At 68.2% G+C, this 23,905-nt stretch carries 19 protein-coding genes; 11 read left to right on the top strand and 8 right to left on the bottom strand.

What is annotated here, in order from left to right; genetic code table 11:
- Window positions 1–96: 96 nt before the first annotated feature.
- Window positions 97–1,260 (bottom strand): cystathionine beta-lyase, encoded by a 1,164-nt coding sequence (gene metC / locus Q7J39_RS00195; RefSeq protein WP_304819256.1) that lies wholly within the window; start codon window positions 1,258–1,260, stop codon window positions 97–99.
- A 59-nt stretch (window positions 1,261–1,319) separates the two neighbouring features.
- Between metC and Q7J39_RS00190 the strand changes: the two genes are divergently transcribed.
- Both Q7J39_RS00190 and Q7J39_RS00185 read left to right on the top strand, forming a co-directional pair.
- Window positions 1,320–2,429, top strand: coding sequence for an amino acid ABC transporter substrate-binding protein (locus tag Q7J39_RS00190; protein ID WP_304819254.1), 1,110 nt, complete (start codon window positions 1,320–1,322; stop codon window positions 2,427–2,429).
- 105 nt (window positions 2,430–2,534) lie between these two features.
- Window positions 2,535–3,809, top strand: coding sequence for a cytochrome P450 (locus Q7J39_RS00185; protein WP_304819252.1), 1,275 nt, complete (start codon window positions 2,535–2,537; stop codon window positions 3,807–3,809).
- Here Q7J39_RS00185 and Q7J39_RS00180 read toward each other — a convergent pair.
- From Q7J39_RS00180 to Q7J39_RS00165, 4 genes are read right to left on the bottom strand one after another with little or no spacing between them, the layout of a single operon-like run.
- On the bottom strand, window positions 3,806–4,306 hold the full coding sequence (locus Q7J39_RS00180) for a GNAT family N-acetyltransferase (protein ID WP_304819250.1): 501 nt from the start codon (window positions 4,304–4,306) through the stop codon (window positions 3,806–3,808). The genes Q7J39_RS00185 and Q7J39_RS00180 overlap by 4 nt on opposite strands.
- Window positions 4,303–5,139: a 3-mercaptopyruvate sulfurtransferase gene (sseA, locus tag Q7J39_RS00175; RefSeq protein WP_304819247.1), complete on the bottom strand. Its 837-nt coding sequence runs from the start codon at window positions 5,137–5,139 to the stop codon at window positions 4,303–4,305. Before sseA ends, Q7J39_RS00180 begins: the two co-directional genes overlap by 4 nt.
- Entirely contained in the window at window positions 5,136–6,134 is a 999-nt protein-coding gene (locus tag Q7J39_RS00170; RefSeq protein ID WP_304819245.1) for a cysteine synthase A, read from the bottom strand. The genes sseA and Q7J39_RS00170 overlap by 4 nt, the downstream gene beginning before the upstream one ends.
- A gap of 43 nt (window positions 6,135–6,177) precedes the next feature.
- Window positions 6,178–7,431, bottom strand: a complete 1,254-nt coding sequence (locus Q7J39_RS00165) for a cyclopropane-fatty-acyl-phospholipid synthase family protein (RefSeq protein ID WP_304819243.1) — start codon at window positions 7,429–7,431, stop codon at window positions 6,178–6,180.
- Window positions 7,432–7,618: 187 nt separating this feature from the next.
- On the opposite strand from Q7J39_RS00165, the gene kdsA reads away from it, so the two are divergent.
- From kdsA to Q7J39_RS00145, 4 genes are read left to right on the top strand one after another with little or no spacing between them, the layout of a single operon-like run.
- A complete protein-coding gene (gene kdsA, locus Q7J39_RS00160) occupies window positions 7,619–8,470 on the top strand; it encodes a 3-deoxy-8-phosphooctulonate synthase (protein ID WP_304819241.1) in 852 nt (283 codons plus the stop codon).
- A gap of 15 nt (window positions 8,471–8,485) precedes the next feature.
- A complete protein-coding gene (gene rfaE2, locus Q7J39_RS00155; protein ID WP_304819239.1) occupies window positions 8,486–9,946 on the top strand; it encodes a D-glycero-beta-D-manno-heptose 1-phosphate adenylyltransferase in 1,461 nt (486 codons plus the stop codon).
- A complete protein-coding gene (gene rfaD / locus Q7J39_RS00150) occupies window positions 9,943–10,941 on the top strand; it encodes an ADP-glyceromanno-heptose 6-epimerase (protein WP_304819237.1) in 999 nt (332 codons plus the stop codon). Before rfaE2 ends, rfaD begins: the two co-directional genes overlap by 4 nt.
- Before the next feature lie 3 nt (window positions 10,942–10,944).
- Complete coding sequence (locus tag Q7J39_RS00145) at window positions 10,945–12,126, top strand: DUF3089 domain-containing protein (RefSeq protein ID WP_304819236.1); 1,182 nt, start codon at window positions 10,945–10,947, stop codon at window positions 12,124–12,126.
- Between the two features lies 1 nt (window position 12,127).
- Here the strand turns inward: Q7J39_RS00145 and recG are convergent, their stop codons facing one another.
- Complete coding sequence (gene recG / locus Q7J39_RS00140) at window positions 12,128–14,203, bottom strand: ATP-dependent DNA helicase RecG (RefSeq protein WP_304819234.1); 2,076 nt, start codon at window positions 14,201–14,203, stop codon at window positions 12,128–12,130.
- Window positions 14,204–14,280: 77 nt separating this feature from the next.
- On the opposite strand from recG, the gene Q7J39_RS00135 reads away from it, so the two are divergent.
- From Q7J39_RS00135 to mfd, 3 genes are read left to right on the top strand one after another with little or no spacing between them, the layout of a single operon-like run.
- Window positions 14,281–14,901 carry a hypothetical protein gene (locus Q7J39_RS00135; RefSeq protein WP_304819232.1) on the top strand — a complete coding sequence of 207 codons (621 nt, stop codon included), beginning with the start codon at window positions 14,281–14,283 and terminating at the stop codon, window positions 14,899–14,901.
- A 51-nt stretch (window positions 14,902–14,952) separates the two neighbouring features.
- Window positions 14,953–15,243, top strand: a complete 291-nt coding sequence (locus Q7J39_RS00130; RefSeq protein WP_304819230.1) for a succinate dehydrogenase assembly factor 2 — start codon at window positions 14,953–14,955, stop codon at window positions 15,241–15,243.
- Window positions 15,233–18,739, top strand: coding sequence for a transcription-repair coupling factor (mfd, locus tag Q7J39_RS00125; protein ID WP_304819228.1), 3,507 nt, complete (start codon window positions 15,233–15,235; stop codon window positions 18,737–18,739). Before Q7J39_RS00130 ends, mfd begins: the two co-directional genes overlap by 11 nt.
- 148 nt (window positions 18,740–18,887) lie before the next feature.
- On the opposite strand, the gene Q7J39_RS00120 is transcribed toward mfd, so the two are convergent.
- Window positions 18,888–20,210, bottom strand: a complete 1,323-nt coding sequence (locus Q7J39_RS00120; protein WP_304819334.1) for a diguanylate cyclase domain-containing protein — start codon at window positions 20,208–20,210, stop codon at window positions 18,888–18,890.
- A gap of 135 nt (window positions 20,211–20,345) precedes the next feature.
- On the opposite strand from Q7J39_RS00120, the gene Q7J39_RS00115 reads away from it, so the two are divergent.
- Together Q7J39_RS00115 and Q7J39_RS00110 are read left to right on the top strand one after the other, a co-directional pair.
- Window positions 20,346–21,122, top strand: coding sequence for an SDR family NAD(P)-dependent oxidoreductase (locus Q7J39_RS00115; protein WP_304819226.1), 777 nt, complete (start codon window positions 20,346–20,348; stop codon window positions 21,120–21,122).
- Window positions 21,123–21,375: 253 nt separating this feature from the next.
- The gene (locus Q7J39_RS00110; RefSeq protein ID WP_304819223.1) at window positions 21,376–22,509 is read left to right on the top strand and encodes a CaiB/BaiF CoA-transferase family protein; all 1,134 of its coding nucleotides are present in this window, start codon (window positions 21,376–21,378) and stop codon (window positions 22,507–22,509) included.
- A 57-nt stretch (window positions 22,510–22,566) separates the two neighbouring features.
- Here Q7J39_RS00110 and Q7J39_RS00105 read toward each other — a convergent pair whose 3' ends face one another.
- Window positions 22,567–23,637, bottom strand: coding sequence for a substrate-binding domain-containing protein (locus Q7J39_RS00105; RefSeq protein WP_304819221.1), 1,071 nt, complete (start codon window positions 23,635–23,637; stop codon window positions 22,567–22,569).
- Between the last annotated feature and the right edge of the window lie 268 nt (window positions 23,638–23,905).

Below are 23,905 nucleotides of genomic sequence, written 5' to 3'. Positions count from 1 at the left end.
CCGGTTCGGTAAAGGCTCGATGACAACCCCAGGTGGTCTATCCGAGCCGGCCGTATTTATGGTCAAGCTTGTATTCTGGCCACAGCCTCCCCTGGGTTAGCCGCCGGCGGTGCGGAAGGCTCCGAGACCCTTCTTGAGGTCCCCCACGAGATCATCGGCGTTCTCCAGGCCGATGTGCAGACGCATCAGCGGGCCGCCGTAGTCGGGGCGGAACTTCCGCGTGCCGAGCTGGGGATCGCAGGAGATGGCCAAGCTCTCGAAGCCGCCCCAGGAGAAGCCCAGGCCAAACAGGTCGAGGGCGTCCAGGAAGGCGTTCACGGCCACCTCGGAAGCTGGCCTGAACACAAAGCCGAACAGGCCGCAGGAGCCTGTGTAGTCGCGGGCCCATAGCTCGTGGTCGGGGCAGCCGGGCAGGGCGGGGTGCAGGACGCTCGCCACCTCCGGCTGGTCGCGCAGCCAGGCGGCGATGGCGAGACTGCTGACGCCTTGCCGGGCCAGCCGGGTGGGCAGGGTGCGCAGGCCCCGCAGCATCTGGTAGGCGTCCTCTGGGGCGACGGCCCACCCCAGGTGGGTGACGCCGTTCTCCAGCTGCCCGACCAGGGTTGGGTCGGTCGCCGCCGCCGACCCCATGAAGACGTCGGAGTGGCCGCCGACATACTTGGTCAGGGCCTGGACGCTGATGTCCACGCCCTGGGCCAGGGGCTTGATCAGGTAGCCGGCGCCCCAGGTGTTGTCCGCCAGGGTCAGGATGCCTCGGGGGCGGGCCAGCCGGGCGATGGCAGCCAGGTCCTGCATTTCGAAGGACAGGGAGCCGGGGCTTTCCAGGACGATCAACCGGACCGCCTCACCGGCCGCGCCCACCAGGTCTCCCGGACTCTGGCGGGGATCGAAATAGCGAACGCCGACGCCGAAACGTTTCAGGACGTGGTCACAGAACCGCCTTGTGGGTTTGTAGATATTGTCGACGACCAGCACGTCGTCGCCGGCCTTCAGGACGGCCAGCATGGCGCCGGTCAGGGCAGCGAGGCCCGAGGGGTAGAGGCAGACCCCCTTGGCGCCCTCCATCTCGCACAGGGCGTCGCGCAGGGCGTCGTGGGCCGCCAAGCCTTGGCGGCCATAGGTGATGAAGTTGTCGTCGTCGTAAAGCGACTCGGCGCTGGGCAGGAGGACGGTGGAGCCCTTCTGGATCGGCGGCCCCACAGTCTTGGCCAGCGACTTTGGCGTGGCGCCGGCGCGGATCAATCGGGTTTCTTCGGCCATGCGGCTTGACGGCTCGGAACGAACAGGGGCGACAATGCCCGCACCCCCTTAGAGCTCTGGTGAGGTCTGTGATCAAGGCGCTACGCCGAACCGCCGCTGTTGGATTTCTGCTGTTGCTGGCCGCCTGTGGCCGTGGCGAGCAGACACCCGCGCCACCTGCCGGAGAGACGGCGGCATCCGACCCCGCCACCCAGGTGCTGCAGGCCAAGGCCAGCCCGACGCTCGCCGCCGTGCGGGCGCGCGGCTACCTGTCCTGCGGCGTCCACCCCGGCCTCGCGGGCTTCGCGTTCCCCGACGACAAGGGCGGCTGGCGCGGCTTTGATGTCGACATGTGTCGCGCCGTGGCCGCCGCCGTCCTGGGGGACGCCAAGGCTGTTCGGTTCACCGCCACACAGGCTCAGGACCGGTTCGCGGCGCTGTCGGGCGGCAAGATCGACCTCCTGTCACGCAACACCTCCTGGACCTTCGCCCGCGACGCCGGCAGCCTGGACTTTCCGGCGGTGGCCTATTTCGACGGCCAGGGCTTCCTGGCCACCCGGGCGCTGGCGCTGGCGACCGCCGACGAGCTGAACGGCGCGCGGATCTGCGTCCAGGCGGGGACCGACAGCGAGGACAATCTGGCCGCCTACTTCAAGAGCCGGGGTTTGAAGTACAGCGCCGTGGTCTCAGGCTCGGAGGCGGAGGCGCGCGAAACCTACCAGAGCGGCGGCTGCGACGCCTTCACCGCCGACGTCTCGGCCCTGGCCTCGGCCCGGTCGCTGATGAACAACCCCAACGCCCACGTGATCCTGCCCACGGTGATCTCCAAGGAGCCGCTGGGGCCTGTGGTGCGTCAGGACGATCCGGCCTGGACTGACATCGTCCGCTGGAGCGTCTACGCACTTATGCTGGGGGAGGAGCTCAAACTGACCTCGGAGACTGTCGCCAAGGCTCGCGACGACTCGCAGGATCCCCGGGTGCGCCGCCTGCTCGGCGTCGAGGGGAATCTGGGGCCGCTGCTGGGGCTGAAGGCCGACTGGGGATTTCAGGTGATCCGCCAGGTGGGCGCCTATGACGAGGTGTTCCGCCGCAATCTGGGGCAAGGCTCCCCGCTGAAGCTGGAGCGGGGCCTCAACGCTCTGTGGAGCGCGCCGCAACCAGGCCTGCACTATCCGCCGCCGGTGCGCTGAGCCAGCGGAAGATGGCCCTTGCAATACAGCGTTCGGTTCGGCGTCATTGACGCCACGACATTTGAGCGAGCTCTGCAGAAGCCCGCCCGTCAGGGAGAGACGACCATGAGCGACGGTTCCGTCGATATCCGCCACGAAGCCCGTCAGCAGGCCAACGCCCTGCCGCTGGACAAGCTCAATCCAGCCCAGGCTGAACTGTTCACTCAAGATGTGATGTGGGCCCAGTTCGAGCGCCTGCGCCGCGAAAGCCCCGTCCACTACACCGCCGAGAGCGACTACGGCCCCTACTGGTCGGTCACCAAGTACAACGACATCATGGCCATCGACACCAATCATCAGGTGTTTTCCTCGGCCGACGGCATCGTCCTGCAGAGCCTGGAATCCAAGGCCGAATCAGCCGGCCGTCCGACCCGTCCCAGCTTCATCGGTATGGACCCGCCCAAACACGACGTGCAGCGCAAGGCGGTCAGCCCGGCCGTGGCGCCGCACAACCTGGCCCAGATGGCGCCGGTGATCCGCGAGCGGGCTGGCAAGATTCTGGACAACCTGCCGATCGGCGAGACCTTCGACTGGGTGGACCTGGTGTCCAAGGAGCTGACGGCCATGACCCTGGCCACCCTCTTTGACTTCCCCTTCGAGCGGCGGCGCGACCTGACCTACTGGTCGGACATGATGACCAACCCGCCCGGCCACGGCGTCTGCGACAGCTGGGAGCAGAAGCGCGAAGTGCTTGGCCAGTGCTTCGACGCCTTCGATGACATGTGGAACGCGCGCAAGAGCGCCGCCGATCCGCAGTTCGACATGATCTCCATGCTGGCCCACAACCCGGCCACCCGGGACATGGACGCCCACGAATACCACGGCAACGTCACCCTGCTGATCATCGGCGGCAACGACACGACCCGGAACACCATCTCCGGCTCGATCTACGCCCTGAACCAGAACCCGGCCCAGTACCGCAAGCTGCGGGAGAACCCGTCGCTGATCCCGTCCATGGTGTCGGAGACCATCCGCTGGCAGACTCCGTTGGCCCACATGGCCCGGACCGCCACCGAGGACTACGAGATCGGCGGCAAGACCATCCGCAAGGGCGACCGGGTCGCCATGTGGTATGTTTCGGGCAACCGGGACGACGAGGTCATCGCCAATCCCGACAACTACATCATCGACCGCGAACGGCCCCGGCAGCACCTGTCCTTCGGCTTCGGCGTCCACCGCTGCGTGGGCAACCGCCTGGCCGAGCTGCAGCTGCAGATCATCTGGGAGGAAATCCTGGCCCGCTTCCCCACCGTCGAGGTGGTCGGCGAACCCCAGCGGACCCACTCGGTCTTTGTGAAGGGCTACGAGACCCTGCCGGTGATCATCCCGACGCGGAACTAGAGGGCGAGGCGCATGGCGCAGCGTTCCTCGAGGTTGCGCGCTCGCTCGGCCTTGAGGGTCTCGGCCAGATGCGGGGGCATGTCGGCGTCGGAGATTTCGGCGAAGCCCAGCTTGGCGTAGAAGGGGCCGTTCCAGGCGATGCTGCGGAACGTCGTCAGGGTCAGCTCCGACAGGCCTTCGGCGCGCGCCCAGGCGATGACGTGGTTCAGTAGCAGACGGCCTAGCCCCTTGCCCTGATGGCCGGCTTCGACGTCGAACTCCAGGATATGCAGCTCGCCGCCGTCCCGGTGCGCGCCCAGGAAGCCGATCGGCGTCCATTGTTCATCATCGACCACCCAGAGCGTCCCGTGCTCGAGGGCGTCGCGCCATCCCTCGGCGGGAGTCGCCGTGGACAACGGCCCTGGCGGGATCGAGGTGTTCAGGAAGGCGTCCACGGCCGAGAGTTCGATCTCGGGTAGCCGGGGCAGGTCCGCCTCTATGGCCAGCCGAACCCTCAAGGACCGGTGACCACGGCTGTGTCGCTGCGGCCGCCCCACTCGGTCCAGGAGCCGTCATAGACCGCGACATCCTCGCGCCCCAGGCGGGCCAGGGCCAGGGCCACCACGGAGGCTGTGACGCCCGAGCCGCAGGTGGTGACGATGGGCGCGCCGAGATCGACCCTGGCGGCAGCGAATATCGGCCGCATCTCGCCGGCGGACTTCATCGTGCCGTCGGCGTTCAGCAGGCCGTCGAAGGGCGTGTTGCGGGCGCCGGGCATGTGGCCCGAGCGCAGACCCGCGCGGGGTTCTGGAACCTCACCTCGGAAACGGGCCGCGCCGCGGGCGTCCACCAGCTGGGCGGCCTTGGAGTCCAGCAGATTGCGCACCGCGCCGATGTCGCGCACCAGCTTGGCGTCCAGGCTGGGGGTCAGCTTTGTCGGGGGCAGGGCGCCTTGACCCGCCTCGGTCTCACGGTCCTCGGCCAGCCACTTCTTGAATCCGCCATCCAGCACGAAGACCTTGGCGAACCCCATCACCCGAAGGGTCCACCAGACCCGCGCCGCCGAACGGATGCCGAAGCTGTCATAGGTCACGATCGTGGCGTCCCGCGACAGGCCGAGCTGGCCAGCCGCCTCGACGAAGGCCTCAGCCGTCGGCAGCATGTGCGGCAGGTCGATGGTCTTGTCGGCGATGGCGTCGATGTCAAAGAAGACCGCGCCGGGGATGTGGGCGGCCAGGTAGTCGGCGTGGCCCTCGCGACCCTCATTGGGCATGAACCAGGTGGCATCCACTATCTGGACCTCGCCCAGATGCGCGGCCAGCCACTCTGTGGAAACCAGGGGATCGGTCATAGCCAGCCCGGGACAGGCAAGCCCCGCTCTCTCAGGAAGTCCGGATTGTAGATCTTGCTCTGATAGCGCGAGCCCTGGTCGCAGAGGATGGTCACGATGGTGTGCCCAGGGCCCAGGTCCTTGGCCATGCGGATGGCGCCGGCCACGTTGATGCCGGTGGAGCCGCCCATCACCAGGCCCTCGTGCTCGACCATGTCATAGATGGCCAGCAGCATCTCCTCGTCGCCAATGCGATAGGCGTGGTCGATCTTCAGCCCCTCGAGGTTGGCGGTGATGCGCCCCTGGCCGATGCCCTCGCTGATAGAGGTCCCCTCGGCCTTCAGCTCGCCGCCGGTGAAGTAGCTGTAGAGCGAGGCGCCGTGTGGGTCGGCCAGGCCGATGGCGACCTTGGGGTTGCGGGCGCGCAGGGCCTCGGCGATGCCGGCCAGCGTGCCGCCGGAGCCCACGGCGCAGATGAAACCGTCCACCTTGCCGTCTGTCTGGTTCCAGATCTCCGGGCCCGTGGTCTCGATGTGGGCCTGGCGGTTGGCGACGTTGTCGAACTGGTTGGCCCAGACCGCGCCGGCCGGCTCCTTGGCATTGAGTTCTTCGGCTAGGCGGCCGGAAAAGCGAACATAATTCTCCGGATTGGAATAGGGGACGGCGTCCACCTCCACCAGCTCGGCGCCCAGCAGGCGGATGGCGTCCTTCTTTTCCTGGCTCTGGGTGCGCGGGATGACGATGGTGGTCTTGTAGCCGCTGGCCGAGGCGACCATGGCCAAGCCAATGCCGGTATTACCGGCCGTACCCTCGACGATCCGTCCACCGGGTTTCAGCAGGCCCCGCCGTTCGGCGTCGCGCATGATGTAGAGCGCCGCCCGATCCTTCACGGACTGGCCGGGGTTCATGAACTCGGCCTTGCCGAGAATTTCGCAGCCCGTGGCCTCGCTGGCGCGGGCCAGGCGGATGAGCGGCGTGTTTCCGATGGCGTCCAGGACGCTGTGTGCGACGGTCATCCTCGCTACTTAAGGGGCGTTGGCGCCTCCGAACAGGGGGCGATCAGGCCTTTGAGAGCCCAAGCTGCACAACATCGGTGCGGCCGGTGCGGAAACCTGCGTCGCAGTAGCTGAGATAAAACCGCCAGATCTTGCGGAACTTCTCGTCGAAGCCGAAGCCCTTGATGTCGTCCCAGCGGCCGTCGAACCGCTCGGCCCATTGGGCCAGGGTGTCGGCATAGTCCTGTCCGAAGCGCGAAATCCCGGTCCAGGCCAGGCCCGCCCGGTCGGTCTCGGCCTTCAGCTTGCACTCCGAGGGCAGCATCCCGCCCGGGAAGATGTACTTCTGGATGAAGTCGGCGCGCCGACGATAGTCCTCGAAGAGTTCTTCCTGAATGGTGATGATCTGCAGGCCTGCCCGGCCACCGGGCGCCAGCACCTGGCGGATCTTGTTGAAATAGGTGGGCCAGTAGCGCTCGCCGACCGCTTCGAACATCTCGATGGAGGCGACCCGGTCGAAGGTCCCCTCGACGTCGCGATAGTCGATCAGCTTGATCGCCACCTTGTCGGACAGACCCTGGTCGAACATCCGCTTGATCGCGAAATCGTACTGCTCTTTGGAGATCGTGATGCCCGTGACCGTGGCGCCCACCTCCTTTGCCGCGAACTCGGCGAACCCGCCCCAGCCGCAGCCGATCTCCAGCACGCTGTGGCCGGCTTTCAGGTCCATCTGCTGGGCCAGCGTCCGGTACTTGTTGGCCTGGGCGGCCTCGAGGCTTTGGCCGGCGTGGGCGAACCTCGCCGAGGAGTAGGTCATGCTGGAGTCCAGCCAGCGGGAATAGAAGTCGTTCCCCAGGTCGTAGTGGGCGTGGATGTTACGCTTGGAACCGGCCTTGGTGTTGCTGTGCAGGGCGTGGCTGAGGAAATTGAACACTCCCACCACGGGATTGCCCAGGGTCACCCGGCGCAGGTTCTCGAAATTCAGGGAAAAGACGCTGAGCACCGCGGTCAGATCCGGGGTGTCCCATTCGCCGGCCGCATAGCCCTCGGCGAAGCCGATGTCGCCGGCCGCGAGGGCCCGGCGGATAAAGCGGAAATCGCGGACGATAATCCGGGCCTTGGGTCCCGGCTCGCCCTCCAGCCGCAACTCATGGCCCTTGGGGGTGACGAAGGTGAGGTCCCCCGCCATCCAGTTGCGCGCCATCATACGCAGGGCGTTGCGGAAGATGATGGGGACGTCGGCCAGGGCAGGCAAACGCCGGAAGGCGCGCGGCGAGGCCGCCAGGGCGGTCAGGGACGATTCATGCGCCAGGGTCATGGCTGCAACTCCCGATCTCTAACTGGATACTAACACTGGTTTGACGTCGGGAAAATTCGAGAACCCTTGCTGGACCTACGGCCACGTTCCGGCCCCGGATGCAGCCGACGAATTCAGGCTTGTGAAGACAACGCCCGCGCGCCACTTAGGCGCCATCCCAAAGCCCTGACCGATCCGGAGTCCGTCCATGGCCGTCCTGACCCTGAAGAAGTGGAACATCTCGATCGGCGACGGCCAGCCGCTGTTCGTGATCGCCGGCCTGAACGTGCTGGAGGATCTGGAACTGGCGCGGGTCACCGCCCGGGAGCTGAAGCGCATCTGCCGCGAGCTGGGCCTGCCCTATGTGTTCAAGGCCAGCTTCGACAAGGCCAACCGGTCCTCGATCCACAGCTACCGCGGGCCGGGCATGGAGAAGGGCTTGGAAATCCTGCAGGCCATCAAGGACGAATTCGACGTGCCGATCTGCACCGACCTGCACGAGGTCAGCCAGGCCGAACCGGTGGCCGCGGTGGCCGATATCGTCCAGATGCCAGCCTTCCTCGGCCGCCAGACCGATCTGGTCGCCGCCGCCGCTCGGGCCACCCACGCCCGGGGCGGCTGGCTGCACCAGAAGAAGTCACAGAACATGGCGCCCTGGGACACCAAACAGATGGTGGACAAGGTCCGCGAAGTGCTGGGCGGCGCCCAGATCAGCGTGCTGTGCGAGCGCGGCACGACCTTCGGTTACAACAACCTCGTCGTCGACATGCTGGGCATCGGCGAGATGCAGAAGCTCGGCGTGCCGGTGACCATTGACGCCACCCACGCTGTCCAGCTTCCGGGCGCCGATCCGCGCACCCAGGGCGCCTCGACCGGCGGCCGGCGCGAAGGCGTGCCGATTATCGCCAAGGCGGCGATCGCAGCCGGCGCCGACGGCGTCTTCCTGGAATTCCACCCTAAACCTGACGAAGCGCTATGCGATGGACCCAGCACCCTGCCGCTGGACAGCGCCGAAGGCCTGCTGCGCAGCCTGAAAGCCATTCATACGGCCCGCTCCTAGTGTCATAACCGACCGATGGATCTCTCGACTCTTCAGCAACTGCTGACCCGCCTCTCCGGCGCCCGCATCGTCTGCGTCGGCGATCTGATGGTGGACCGTTTCGTCTATGGCGAGGTGACCCGCGTCTCTCCGGAGGCGCCCATCCCGGTTCTGGCCCGCGAGCGTGAGCTGGTGATGCTGGGCGGGGCCGGCAATGTGGCGCGCAACGTCGCGGCCCTGGGCGGCGATGTCGCCCTGGTGGGCCTGGTGGGCGGAGACAGCGAGGGGCACGAGGCCCTGCGGTTGATCGGCGAGCAGACCGGCATCGAGGGCTTCCTGGTCACCGATCCGGCGCGTCCCACGACGCTCAAGACCCGCTTCGTCTCCGGCGGTCAGCAACTGCTGCGCGTGGATCTCGAGGCCAGCATCCCGGCGGTGGGCGACGTCGAGCGGCGTCTGGTGCGCACCGTCCGCGACGTGGCCAAGGGCGCGGGCGTGGTTCTGATCTCCGACTACGGCAAAGGTGTCGTCACCGACGCGGTGATCAGCGCCTGCCGGGAGGCCGGCGGCATGGTCATCGTCGACTCCAAGGCCCGTAGCTTCCTGCGCTATGGCGAGGTCGACGTGATCAAGCCCAACGCAGGCGAGCTGGCCTACGCCACGGGCCTGCCCACCAGCACCAATCCCGAAATCGAGGCGGCCCTGGCCCATGCCCTCTCGCTCTGCGAGGCCAAGGCCATCCTGGTGACACGAGCCGCCAAGGGCATCTCACTGGCCGTGCGCGGCGAGGCGGTCCGTCACTTCCCCGGCGTGCCTCGCGATGTGTTCGACGCCTCGGGCGCCGGCGACACCACCATCGCAGCGCTTGGCCTGGCGCTCGCGGCCGGGACGCCGGTGGAGCAGGCCATCGAGTTCGCCATGCTGGCCTCCGGCGTCGCCGTCGGTAAGGCCGGCACGGCCACGGTCCTGCCCGAGGAACTGATCGAGGCCTCGCTGACCGCCCACATGGCGCCCGCCGAGGGCAAGATCGTCACGCCGCAGCGGATGACCGACGAGATCGCCCGCTGGCGCGCCAAGGGCCTGCGGATCGGCTTCACCAACGGCTGCTTCGACATCCTGCACCGCGGTCACGTGACCTATCTCAACCAGGCCCGGTCCTGGTGTGACCGCTTGGTGGTGGGCCTGAACTCCGACCGCTCGGTGTCCGCGCTGAAGGGGGAGGGGCGGCCGGTCAACGACCTGGAGGGCCGCGCCATGGTGCTGGCCGGCCTGGGCGCCGTCGACCTGGTGGTCCCCTTCGACGAAGACACCCCCATCAAGCTGATCGAGGCCGCGCGGCCTGAGATCCTGATCAAGGGCGCCGACTATTCCGAGGACCAGGTTGTGGGCGGCGACCTGGTGAAGGCCTGGGGCGGTGAAGTGCGCCTGGCCCAGATCGTCGACGGCTATTCCACCACCGCGGCCATCGCCCGCATGACCGCCAAGGAGCCGACATGACCCGTCGTATCGCGTTCGTCACCGGCGGGGCTGGATTCATCGGCTCCAACATCGTCGCCAAGCTGACGGAAGACCCGAGCCTCGACGTCGTGGTCTGCGACTGGCTGCAGGAGGCCGAGCTCGGCAAGTGGCGCAACATCGCCAAGCATCCGATCGGCGACTTCGTGGCGCCGGAGGCCATGTTCGAGTGGCTGGAGAAGCGTTGGCGCGACATCGAGATCGTCGTCCACATGGGCGCCATCTCGTCGACCACCGAGCCGGACGCCGACAAGATCATCCATGCCAACTTCACGCTGAGCCGCGACCTGTTCCGCTGGTGCGCCGACCGCCAGCGGCGCTTCATCTACGCCTCCTCGGCGGCGACCTACGGCGACACCACCGACTTCGACGACAAGGACGATCTGGCCTGGCTCGCGGCCCTGCGCCCGCTGAACACCTATGGCTGGTCCAAGGCCCTGTTTGACCTGTTCGCCGCCCGCCAGGCGGCCCGTGACTACGCCCCGCCCCAGTGGGTCGGCCTGAAGTTCTTCAACGTCTACGGCCCCAACGAGGAGCATAAGCACTCGATGAAGTCCGTGGCTTCGCAGATCTGGCCCAAGGTCGCGGGCGGCCAGGCCGTGCAGCTCTTCAAGTCCTATCGCGAGGGCGTCGCCGACGGCGGCCAGACCCGCGACTTCGTCTATGTCCGCGATGTCGCCGACGTCGTGGCCTGGCTGGCCAGCGCCGAGCAGGTGAACGGGGTTTACAACCTGGGCTCCGGCAAGGCGCGGACCTTCGAGGACATGGCCAAGGCGGTCTTCACCGCCGCCGGAAGGCCCGCCCAGATCGAATACACGCCCATGCCGCCGGCCATCCGCGACAAGTACCAGTACTTTACCGAGGCTAGGATGGACCGGCTGAAAGCCGCCGGCTTCAACCAGCCGATGACGTCGCTGGAGGACGGGATCACCGACTATATCCAGTCCTATCTGTCGCAACCTGATCCCTACAGATAGGCGATGGCGCAGCGTCCGAAGGGCTTCAAGCGTCTGGTCACCGCCGCCGCCCTGGGCCTCGTGGCGCTGGTGGTGACGGCCGCCTTCTGGTGGCGCGATGACATCGCCAGCAATGCGCTGGACCCTAAGGTGCCGTTCCAGACCTACCGGCCGCCGGCCGCCCCGGATTATACCCAACGCGCCGCCTGGGCCCTGCTGCCCGCCAAGCCCGAGGTCTGGACCACGGCCGATCCGCCGGCCGACATCTTCTTCGTCGGCCCCACCAGCTATGATGGCGGCGGCGACTGGGTCAGCCCCATCGATGATGTGCCGTCGGACAAGTTCTTCCGGCGGGTCGTGGCCCCCAACTATGCAGGCCCCTTCCTGCGCGTCGGCCGGCTGTTCGCCCCGCGCTACCGCCAGGCCAGCCTCTACACCCTGCTGACCCTGCGCGAGGACGCCCGGGACGCGCGGCGCTTCGCCTATGCCGATGTGCTCGCGGCCTTCCGGGAATACATGGCCGCCGACAACAAGGGCCGCCCCTTCGTCATCGTCGGCGTGGAGCAGGGCGGGACGCTCGCCTCACGCCTGATCGCCGACGAGATCGCCCGCGACCCCGCCGTGCGCGCCCGCCTGGCGGCGGCTTACCTGATCGAGACCGTGGTTCCCGCCGACGCCCCGCCGCTCACGCCCTGCGCGCGCCCGAATGAGCCAGGGTGCCTCGCCGCCTGGGCCTCGGCCTTCGAGCACGACATCGAACGTGTCCAGGCGCTCAAGGATCGATCCCTGGTTTGGGACGCCAATGGCGAACTGGAGAACATCTCGGGCCGCGCACCCCTGTGTTTCAATCCGCTGCTGGGGGCGACCACCAACGCCGCGGCGCCCGCCAAGCTGAACCAGGGCGCAGCCAACGCCACCGGCCTCGAATGGGGCGCGCGGCCCGCCTTCCTGACCCGCCAGGTCTCGGCCAAGTGCGAGGAGGGGATCCTGCGGGTCTCGCGACCCAAGCCCAAGATGCTGAAGAGCGCCGGCTCCTGGGCCGATAGGCGCAAGGTCCCCGGCTACAACCTGTTCTATGGCGACCTCGAGGCCGACGCGAAGGGGCGGGTGGTGGCGCTGACGTCGAGCCCCGGGTTCGCCCGGCCTGCGCCGCCGATCACCGAGGTGCGGGCCGTCAAACCGCATCCTGTGCATCGGATCAACTGAGCTACCCGGCATCCTTCAACGGCGAACTCGCGCGCCAGTCGAACAGCTCCTGCAGAACCTGGAGCGCCTTGCCTCGCTCGCTCGTCAGCTCCGGATCGCGGGCGATGATCAGTCGCGCGTCGTCGCCCGCGGCGGCGATCAGGTCCCGGTGCGCGAAGGGATCGGCGAAGACATAGTCGGGGAACCCGCTCTGGCGCAGGCCCAGCGCGTCGCCGCCGCCGCGCAGCTCCAGGTCGGTTTCGGCGATCTGGAACCCGTCGTCGGTGCGCCGCAGGATATCTAGCCGCTTCTGGGCGGTCTCCGACAGCGGCGGGTCGTAAAGCAGGACGCAGGAACTCTCCCGCCGCCCGCGGCCGACCCGACCGCGCAGCTGGTGCAGCTGGGCCAGGCCGAAGCGTTCGGCCTGCTCAATCACCATGATCGTGGCGTTGGGGACGTTGACGCCCACCTCCACGACCGTCGTGGCCACCAGCACCTTGATCCGGTTGTCGGCGAAGTCGGCCATCACGGCGTCCTTCTCCGGGCCGGTCATCTTGCCGTGCACCAGGCCGACGCCGTCGCCGATCGTGGCGCGCAGCTCGATGGCCCGCTGTTCGGCGGCCTTCAGGTCCACCAGCTCGGACTCCGAAACGAGCGGGCAGATCCAGAAGGCCTGGGCGCCGCCGGCCACGGCTTCGCGCAGGCGGGCTTCCACCTCGTCGACCCGGGTCATGGGCGCGGCGCGGGTGGCGACCGGCGTGCGGCCCGGCGGCTTCTCGTCGATCTTGCTGACGTCGAGGTCGCCGTAGACGGTGAGCTCCAGGGTCCGGGGGATCGGGGTCGCCGACATGGCCAGCAGGTGGACCGATCGGCCCTTGGCCTGCAGCAACTGGCGCTGGGCCACGCCAAACCGGTGTTGCTCGTCGACGACCGCCAGTTGCAGGTTCTGGAAATGAACCTCGTTCTGGAAGAGCGCGTGGGTGCCCACGGCCACCTGGGCCGCCCCGCTGGCGATGGCCCGCAGCTTCTCGGCCCGCGCCGCGCCCTTGTCGCGGCCGGTGAGCAGCACGCAGGTGATCCCATGGGCGGCGAGGGGGCCTGACAGGGTCTCATAGTGCTGGCGGGCCAGGATCTCGGTGGGCGCCATCAGGGCGCTTTGGGCGCCGGCAGCGGCCACATCGGCCATGGCCAGCATGGCCACGACGGTCTTGCCCGAGCCGACATCCCCCTGCAGCAGCCGGCTCATCCGCTCTCCGGCGGCGAAGTCGCGGCGAACGTCGGCCATGGCGCGCTCCTGCGCCCCGGTCAGCTTGAAGGGCAGGTCGGCGACGATGGCGGCGGCCGTGGGGCCCGGCGCGATCTTCTCGGCGGGTTCGGCGCGGCGGTCAGCCTTGCGCTGGGCCATGGCCAGTTGGTGGGCCAGCAGTTCGTCATAGGCCAGGCGGCGGATGTGGGCGGCCATCGGCAACAGGTCGCCCTCGCTGGCCGGGGCATGCAGGCGCTCCAGCGCCGCCTTCCATGTCGGAAAACCGCCCTTGGCCAGCCAGGCGGGGTCCTGCCACTCCGGCAGGTCGGCGGCGTGGGTGAGGGCCTGCAGGGCCAGCTTGCGCACCGTGCGTGCCGGCAGGCCGGCGGTGGCCGGATAGACGGTCTCCACCTCCGGGATCTCATCGGCCTTGTCGGGGGCCACCAGGTAGTCGGGATGACTGATCTGCCATTCCGAACCGAACCGCTCGACCTTGCCCGAGACGATCCGCTTGGCCCCTACCGGGTTCTTCTCGGCGACCGCGTGCCCGAAGCTGCCGAAATAGACCAGGGTCAGGAAGCCGGAGCCGTCGAAGGTGCGGATCTTCCAGGGCTGCTGCGGGCTGCGCGGCTTCTGATGCTCGTCAATCTCGACGGTGAAGGTCTGCACCTCGCCCTCGAGGGCGGTGTTCACCGTGGCGGGTCTGCGGCGCACCAGGGAATGGGGCGCCAGGAACAGCACGTCGCGCACGATCGGGCCGGCCAGCTTCTCCAGCAAGGGCGCCACCCGCGAGCCCACGCCCTTCAGCGTGGTCACCGGGGCGTAGAGAGGAAACAGAATCTCGGGCCGCATGGCGCGATCATAGCGCGAAGCTGGACGCCTGGCGCCGCCCATGATGATCTGCCGCCGACCTTTGGGGAAAGAATCCTATGCGCAACCTGTTGACCGCCACGGCCTTGGCCACCTTGCTGGCAGGCTGCAACCAGCAATCCGGCGGCCAGACCGAGGCCTCCAGCTCGGGCTTCCAGCCGCCCGCGGCCCCCGCCGCGGCCCCCGCCGCGGCGCCCGCCGTCCCGGCCCCGGCGGCGGGCGGCTTCAGCCACGTGAAGGGCGAGGACGTCTTCGGCTATTACATCCCCGATACCGAGGTGAAGGTCGGGAACTGGCGCCTGGAGAACATCAGCTTCGGCCTGGAGGAGGACTTCACGGCCTGGGAAGGCGGCGCCCAAGACGGCCCCGCCGGCCCCATCATGTTCGACTTCGTCGATGTCACCAGCGCCAATGGCGAGAACGAAATGGGCCAGACGACCTATGCCAAGACCATCCGGGTCCTGCCCACCAGCTACAAGATCGGCGGCGGCGATCTGAAGTTCACTGGCAAGGACGCCACCCTCGGCGTGGTCCAGCTGGACGGGACCATCGACATGGCGGCCTTGAAGCGCGCTCGCGCGGCGGGCCCCGGCGCCCAGGAAACGGTCCTGCGGACCGGCCTCTTGATCGGCCAGACCCCCTTCAAGAACCTGTCCTTCAACTGGTTTGGCGGCGACTGACACCTAGACGCTGGCGTCGGGGGACGGGCGGCCCTATATCGGCCCGTCCACATGTCGATTGATGACACCCGCCTGCGAAAACTGAAGTTCCGTGCGTGGCACAGGGGCTTCAGGGAAGCGGACCTCATTCTGGGGCCGTTCGCGGACAGCCATGCCCATGAGCTGTCGCCGCAGGACCTCGACCTCTTCGAAGAGCTGCTCGAACAACCCGACCATGATCTCTACGAATGGATCATGGAGCGGACGGACGTGCCGCCGGAATTCGACGGGTCGCTGCTGAACCAGATCAAGGCGTTCCGGTTCAAGGTCTATGAGATCCGGGGCGACAGACATGGCGGCTGACGGTTCGCGTGCGCCCAGCGCTGCGGATCACCGCCGCATCGCCACCGACCCCGGCCGCCTCGACCTGATCGGCGCGCCCGAGGGGTTCGACGCCCTGGTTATGGCCGACATCGTCCGCGCCCGCGGCGGGTTGTCGGTGTTCGTGGCCCGCGACGGCTCGCGGCTCTCGGCCTTTATCGACGCCTTCAAGTTCTTCGCCCAGGGCATCGAGGTGCTGCAGTTTCCGTCCTGGGATTGCCTGCCCTATGACCGCACCGGCCCCTCGCCGGGCGTCGCCGCCCAGCGGATGACCACGCTCGCGCGCCTGGCCCAGGGCCTGGACGCCAAGAAGCCGACCCTGCTGGTCACCACCACGCCGGCCCTCATGCAGCGCGTGCCGCCCAAGGACGTGGTCCAGGGCGCGGCCTACTCAGCCCGCACCGGCAATGTGGTCGAGATCGCCGACCTGGAGCGCTATTTCGCCGTCAACGGCTATGCGCGGGCCTCCACCGTCTCGGAGCGGGGCGAATTCGCAATCCGCGGCGGCGTCATCGACGTCTTCCCGCCCAACGCCGAGGAGCCGGTGCGCCTGGACCTGTTCGGCGACACCCTGGAGTCCATCCGCGGCTTCGACCCCGACACCCAGCGCTCCACCCGCCAGCTGAAGGAGGTCAGCCTCCTGCCGGTGAGCGAGGCCCTGCTGGACAAGGAGTCCATCTCCCGGTTCCGCCGTGGCTATGTGGAGGCCTTCGGCGCCCCCGGCGGCGATCCGCTCTATGAGACGGTCAGCGGCGGCGGTCGACGGGCGGGCATGGAGCACTGGCTCCCCCTGTTCTACCCGTCGATGGCGACCCTGTTCGACTACCTGCCGGGCTCGGCTCTGATCGGCGTCGACCACCTGGCCAGCCAGGCCCGCGACGAGCGCCTGGCGATGATCGCTGACGCCTATGACGCCCGCGCCCAGGCCGACCGCAAGGTCCACTACCATCCGCTGGAACCCGACCGCCTCTACCTGACCGCTGAGGAATGGCGCGCCCGCCTGGCCGAACGCGCCACCCGCCAGTTCTCCGCCTTCCAGGAGGCCGAGGGCGAGCTGGTGGTGGACATGGGCGCGCGGCAGGGTCGCACCTTCATCGCCGAGCGCCAGCAGGACTCGGTAAACCTGTTCCAGGCCACCGCCGATCACGCCATGCGCCTGGCCGCGGCGGGAAAACGCGTGCTGTTCGCCTCCTGGTCCGAGGGTTCCTCGGAACGCCTCGGGGTCATGCTGGCTGACCACGGCCTGACGAACGTGACGCAAGCGCCCTATTGGGACGCCGCCAAGGCCGCCAATCCCAAGTTCCCGCAGCGGGTTGTCCTGCCGCTGGAGTCCGGGTTCGAGACTGACACCCTGGCGGTGATCTCTGAGACCGACATCCTCGGCGATCGCCTGGCCCGACCGCGCCGCAAGCGCCGGGCGTCCAACTTCCTGGCCGAGGCCTCGTCTCTCAGCCCCGGCGACCTGGTGGTCCACATCGACCACGGGATCGGCCGCTATGAGGGACTGAAGACCCTGGAGGTCCAGGGCGCGCCGCACGATTGCCTGGAACTGCAGTACGGCGCCGAGGCCAAGCTCTACCTGCCCGTCGAGAACATCGACCTGCTGACGCGCTATGGCTCCGAGGGCGACGGCGTCCAGCTGGACCGCCTGGGCGGCGCGGCCTGGCAGGCGCGCAAGGCGAAAGCGAAAGAACGCCTTCGGGACATGGCCATCGGCCTGATCCAGATCGCCGCGGCCCGCGCCACGCGGACGACCGATCCTGTCGATCCGCCGCACGGGGTGTTCGACGAGTTCTGCGCCCGCTTCCCCTACGAGGAGACCGACGACCAGCTGTCGGCCATCGGCGACATTCTCGAAGATCTGGGGGCTGGAAAGCCCATGGACCGTCTGATCTGCGGCGACGTCGGCTTCGGCAAGACTGAGGTGGCCCTGCGCGCGGCCTTCGTGGTGGCGATGAGCGGCCAGCAGGTGGCCATCGTCGCGCCCACCACCCTGCTGGCCCGCCAGCACTACAAGACCTTCACCGAGCGCTTCCAGGGCTGGCCGATCAAGGTCACCCGCCTGTCGCGCCTGGTGCCGCCCAAGGAAGCCGCCGAGACCCGCGAGGCGCTGAAGAACGGCGAGGTGGAGATCATCGTCGGCACCCACGCGGTGCTGTCCAAGCAGGTGGGCTTCAAGAACCTCGGCCTGGTGATCGTCGACGAGGAGCAGCACTTCGGGGTCAAGCACAAGGAGAAGCTCAAGGAGCTTCGCGCCGACGTGCACATGCTGACCCTGACCGCCACGCCGATCCCGCGCACCCTGCAGATGTCGCTGTCGGGCATCCGGGAGATGTCGATCATCGCCACCCCGCCGGTGGACCGCCTGGCGGTGCGCACCTACGTCACCCCCTTCGACCCCATCGTCATCCGCGAAGCCCTGCTGCGGGAGAAGTACCGTGGCGGCCAGGCCTATTACGTGGTGCCGCGCATCTCCGACCTCACCGAGCTGGAGCGGTTCCTGCGCGAGCAGGTGCCGGAGGTCCGCTACGTCGTCGGCCACGGCCAGATGGCTCCGACCCAGCTGGAAGACGTGATGAGCGCCTTCTACGAGGGCCAGTACGACGTGCTGCTGTCGACCACGATCGTCGAGAGCGGCCTGGACATCCCCACGGCCAACACCCTGATCATCCACCGCGCCGACATGTTCGGCCTGGCCCAGCTCTACCAGCTGCGCGGCCGGGTCGGCCGGGCCAAGGCGCGCGCCTATGCCTACATGACCACGCCCGCCGAGAAGCAGATCACCATCTCGGCCGAGCGCCGCCTGAAGGTGCTGCAGTCCCTCGACAGCCTGGGCGCCGGCTTCCAGCTGGCCAGCCACGACCTGGACCAGCGCGGCGGCGGCAACCTGCTGGGCGAGGAACAGTCGGGCCACATCCGCGAGATCGGCGTCGAGCTGTACCAGCAGATGCTGGAGGACGCGGTCAACGACCTGAAGGAACTGGCCGGCAAGGGTGAGGGCGCCGCCGACCGGGGCTGGTCGCCGCAGATCAATACCGGCGCCGCCGTGCTGATTCCCGAGGACTACGTCCCCGACCTGCACGTGCGCCTGTCGCTCTATCGCCGCCTGTCCGACGCCGAGAAGTCCGGCGACCGCGAGGCCCTGGCCGCCGAGATGATCGACCGCTTCGGCCCCCTTCCGCCGGAAGCCGGCCAGCTGCTGAAGGTCGTGGCCATCAAGGGTCTGTGCCGTGAGGCCAATGTCGCCAAGATCGACGTGGGGCCGAAGGGCGCCGTGGTCACCTTCCGCAACGAGGACTTCCCCAATCCCATGGGGCTCATGCAGTTCGTGACCAAGAACCAGGTCGCCTGGAAGGTCCGCCCGGACAACAAGGTCGTGGTGCGCGGCGAATGGGAAACCCCGGAACAGCGGCTCAATGCGGCGGAGCGGGTGCTGTCGGAACTGGCCAAGTTGGCCGGGGCGGCGGTGGCGGCCTGATTCCTTCCCCCTCGATGGGGCAAGGGTAGGGTTGGGGGTGAGTGCAGAGTCGCGCAGGTGGCCCCAGGTTGGCGCCCACCTAAGATTTCGCCGAAGCCAGCGGACACACCCCCATCCAACCTTCCCCCATCGAGGGGGAAGGCTTAGGTCAGCCCGCCCGCTCCACGGCCCTTGCTGCGGCTTCCTCCAGCGCCTTGCCCACACCCGCCGCCAGGCTGACCTCGGCGACGCCGATGTCGAATTCCACCACGAAGGGCGCCTTGCCCTCGCCGGCCTCGAAGGCGGTGCAGCCGATCACGGCGGCGATGCGCTCACCCGCCGCCCGGGCCGAGGCCTGGGGGGTGGCGGGCAGGGCGAGGGCGAAGACCTCGGGACCTAGGCGGGCGGCCGTATCCTCGACCCGCACCAGGCGGCCGATCATCGAGCCGATCTGCGGGATAGCGCGGTCCAGCCAGCCGCCATGGCGGGCGTTGTCGACGTCCGGTCGGTTGGAGACCTTGAGCACACAGACCGACAGCGGCCGATTGCGCAGTCGTGAGGCCTGGGCGAGGCGCCCTAGGTGGGTGGCGAACAGGTCCCGGGTGAAGAGGCCGGTCGCCGGGTCCATCAGGCCCGAGGCGCGAGCCTTTTCCAGGGCCTTGCGGATCGCGGTCTGCCGGCGATAGCTGCGCGCCAACTCGATCACCCGCTTGGCGGTCTCGGTCTCCGGCGTTTCCGGAGAGGCCACGTCGGAGATGCCCCGGTGATAGGCCTCAGACATGGTCACGTAGCTTTCCTGCTTCATGTAGAGCAGGGCGGGCGTGTGATAGAGCCGGGTGTTGCGGCGCATGCCCGCCGCGATGGACAGCGCCTCCTGGCTGTTGTCCCCGGCCCACAGCACCACGGCGTCGAAGGGCCGCTCGTGCAGATAGTCGAAGGCCGTATAGGCCGTGAAGGCGCCCACGACCTCCGCGCCCGACCCCGTCAGGGCGTTGGAGAGCGCCAGGAACTGCGGCGCGGGCTCGCCGATGGCCAGCACCTTGAAGGGGCTGGGATCGGGATCGGGCATTTCCAGCCGCCGGCCGCGCTCGCTGAAGGTCTCCAGCCGCAGCTCGAACTCCTCCTCGGCGATAGCCATCCGCACCAGGGTCTCCAGGCGCAGCACCACCTGGGCCGGATGCACCGGGGCCGTCAGGGTGAGGTCGAAGTTCAGGCCGTCCAGTTCCGGACCCGGCGCGCCGATGGCGATGACGGGCAGGCGGCGGGGCGCGCAGGCGGCCTTAAGGCGCTTGGCCAGGGTCAGAGCCTCGTGGCCGCCGCTGGCGAGGTCGACGATGGCGGCCTCGACCTGCAGGTCGCTCAGCGCTGCGATGGCGGCATAGGGGCCGCGCGCCGTGACGGTGCGCCAGCCGAGCCGGTCCAGACCCTCGGCGAGGGGACCCGCCAGGGCGTCGTCGCGCGCGACGATCAGAACCCGCGCATGGACGCCCAGAGCCATTCCTCAAACCCTTGAAACAACAAGATTGCCGACCCTGCTGCTTATAGGCGGGAATCGGCCACAAGGCAGAATATACAGAGGTGCGCGACCGCGACAGGGACGCGCAGGTCATGGGTGTGGAGCATTGCCATGGACAAGCCGCTTTCGGGCCAGACGGCCATCATCACCGGGGCCTCCGGGGGCCTGGGAACCCACTTCGCCAGGCTGCTGGCCGGGGCTGGCGCGGCGGTGGCCCTGACCGCCCGTCGGCTGGACATGGTGGAGGCCCTGGCCGGTGAGATCGCCGGCTCAGGCGGCCGCGCCATGGCCATGCGCCTGGACGTCGCCGACGCTTCCACCATCGCGCCCGCCTTCGCCGAGATCGAGGCGGGGCTGGGACCGGTGTCCATCCTGGTGGACAACGCCGGTGTCGGCGGGGAGGGGCTGGCGCTGGACCTCTCCATCGAGGATTGGGATCGCACCTTCGACGTCAATGTGCGCGGGGTGTTCTTCGCGGCCCAGGCGGCCGCCAGGTTGATGTTCGCCAACGGGACGGCCGACGGCGGCCAGGCCCGGATCGTCAACATCGCCTCCATCGCCAGCCATACGGTGCTGCCGGGTCTGGCGGCCTACAATGCGTCGAAGGCCTCGGTCGCCATGCTGACCAAGAGTCTGGCCCGCGAATGGTCGCGGCGCGGGATCGCCGTCAACGCGCTCGCGCCCGGCTATATCGACACCGACATCAACAGCTTCTGGTGGGGCACCGAGGGCGGCCAGAAGCAGCTCAAGGGCTTCCCTCGTCGACGCCTGATGGAAGCCAGCGACCTCGACGCGGCCTTCATGATGCTGTGCGGCCCCGCCGCGCGGGCCATCGCCGGGACCCTGATCACCATCGACGACGGTCAGTCGCTGCCGGGTGGGGGATAGGGGCCGCGACATTCCACCGCCTCCGTCATCCTAGGCCTTGTGCCTAGGCCCCCTCGCGCCGCTGCTAAGATGCCGGGCGTCACGCGGCGCCTCACCGCTACATCCTGCCGCTCAGCAACGCTGACAAAGGGGTCCTAGGCACAAGGCCTAGGATGACGGGTTTTGTGATGACGGAGCGGCGTGATCACGTCCCCTTGGCTGACCGCACGTCATTGGCGCTAAGCTGCCGCAAAATCGATTGGGAGTTGAGACGATGCGCCAGGGACCGCTGACCGGACTGAAGATCATCGAGTTCGCCGGAATCGGGCCCGGCCCCTTCTGCGGCATGCTGCTGTCGGACCTGGGCGCCGATGTGGTGCGTATCGACCGCAAGGGGTCCGGGGGCGCCTCGCCGGCCAATGTCAGCGCCCGCGGCCGTCGCTCCGTCGGCCTGGACCTCAAGAACCCCCAGGCCATCGAGACCTGCCTGAAGTTGATGGAGGGCGCCGACGCGGTGTTCGAGGGCTTCCGCCCCGGCGTCATGGAGCGCCTGGGCCTGGGTCCCGAGGTGGCGCTGAAACGCAATCCCAAGCTGGTCTACGGCCGCATGACCGGCTGGGGCCAGACCGGCCCCTACGCCAACGCCGCCGGCCATGACATGAACTACATCGCCATCAGCGGCGCGCTCCACGCGATCGGAACCAAGGACAAGCCGGTGCCGCCGCTGAACCTGGTGGGGGATTTCGGAGGCGGAGCGCTCTACCTCGCCTTCGGCTTGATGGCGGGAATCATCAGCGCGCGCGAGACCGGCACGGGCCAGGTGATCGACGCCGCCATGAGCGACGGCGCGGCCTCCCTGATGGCCATGTTCTATGGAATGAAGGCCAGCGGCATCTGGAGCAACGACCGCCGCGCCAACATGCTCGACGGTGGCGCCCACTTCTACGACACCTACCAATGCTCGGACGGCAAGTGGATTTCCATCGGCTCCATTGAGCCGCAGTTCTACGCGCTACTGCTTGAAAAGACGGGCATTACTGACCCCGCATTCGCGGCCCAGATGAACCGCGGCGAATGGGACAGCCTGCGCGACAAGCTGGCCGAGGTGATCGGCAAGAAGACCCAGGACGAATGGTCGGCGATCATGGGCGGCACCGATGTCTGCTTCGCCCCGGTCCTGGATCTGGATGAGGCGCCCAGGCACGCGCACAATGTGGCCCGGCAGACCTTCGTGGAGGTGGCGGGGGTCACCCAGCCGGCCCCCGCGCCGCGCTTCTCGGCCACGCCCGGCGCCATCCAGGGGCCGCCCCCCGCCATCGGCGCCCACGACACTGAGGCGCTCACGGACTGGGGCTTCTCCGGCGCGGAGATCGACGCGCTGAAGGCGGCGGGGGCGTTGAACGGCTAGACCCCAGACGTCATCCCGGATCGGCCGCTCGGCCGTCCGGGATGACGAGGCGTTGGCTTACGACGCCGGCGCCGACATCACGTTCAGGGCCTTTACGGAGGCCTGTTGGGCCTTGTGCTCGGCTTCCGGCAGCGGGATCAGTCCGCGGGACTGCAGGTAGCCGCCCTTGCCGGTGGCGGCGTCGGAGACGAAGCCGTCGAGGAATTCACGCAGGCCTGGGGTCACGCCGACATTGGCCTTCTTCACGTAGATGAAGAGCGACCGCGAGAGCGGGTAGGCTCCGCTGGAGATGGTGTCGAAGGTGGGAGCGACGCCTTCGATCTTGGCGGCCTTCACCTTGTCCATGTTGTTCTCAAGGAACGAGTAGCCGAACACGCCGATCGAGTGAGGCGTCTTCTCCAGGGTCTGGACGATGGCGTTGTCGTTTTCGCCGGAATCGACCCAGGCGCCGTCGGAGCGGATGGTGTGGCTCTTGGCCTTGAAGGCCTCCTCGTCGGACTTCTTCAGGGCCGCCATGGTCGGGTCCTTCTCGGCGCCCTTTTCCATGGCCAATTCGATGAAGGCGTCGCGGGTGCCCGAGGTGGGCGGCGGGCCATAGACCAGGATCTGTTCGGCGGGCAGGCCCGGCGCGACCTGGGCCCAGGTCTTGGTGGTGTTGGGGGCGAAGGCGCCGCCCGCGGGAAGTTCGGCGGCGAGCGCCTTGTAGAGCTGCTCGCGGTGCAGGTCGAAGCTCGGACCCTTCTTGTCATTGGCCACGACGATGCCGTCAAAGCCGATCTTGATCTCGATGATGTCGGTGACGCCGGCCGCCACGCATTTCTCAAATTCGGATTTCTTGATCGGCCGTGAGGCCGTGGCGACGTCGGGATACTGCGAGCTGGCTCCGCCGCAGAACAGCTTGAAGCCGCCGCCGGTGCCCAGCGATTCGACCCGGGCGGGCTTGCCGCCGGTGCTGCGGGCGACGTTCTCGGCCACGCGGGTGGCGAAGGGGAAGACGGTGGAGGAGCCTGCGGCCCAGACCTGGGCGCGGTTGCCGCCGCCGCCGGACGGCGGCTTGGTGGCGGTCGTCTCACCGCAGGCGCTGAGGACGAGGGCCGCGCCGGCGGCGAGGTAGAGGGCGCTCTTCATGAGTTGGATCCTGTGCTTCGAGGGGCGGGGCGGCCGCTGGACGGCGCCGTTCGAGCTCAGTCGCGGAGCTACCACTGGTTCTTGAAGGTTCTGCGACAGTCGCGTGACGGTTTCCAGGTGAACGCGTTCCATGAGCGGTGTTCAGTCTGGGTTCAGCCGCCGATTCGTAATCTACCCCCAGGTTGGTCGCTGTCCATTCCCGTCCCTCGGGCGGCGGCCCGCCCCGATGGTACGACACGCCCATCGACGGCGCGCCACCCCTCCCGGT

This window comes from Phenylobacterium sp. (genome assembly GCF_030651185.1).
Taxonomy (GTDB): domain Bacteria; phylum Pseudomonadota; class Alphaproteobacteria; order Caulobacterales; family Caulobacteraceae; genus Phenylobacterium.
Note: the sequence above shows the minus strand (reverse complement) of the source record. Positions and strands in the feature narration are given on the sequence as shown.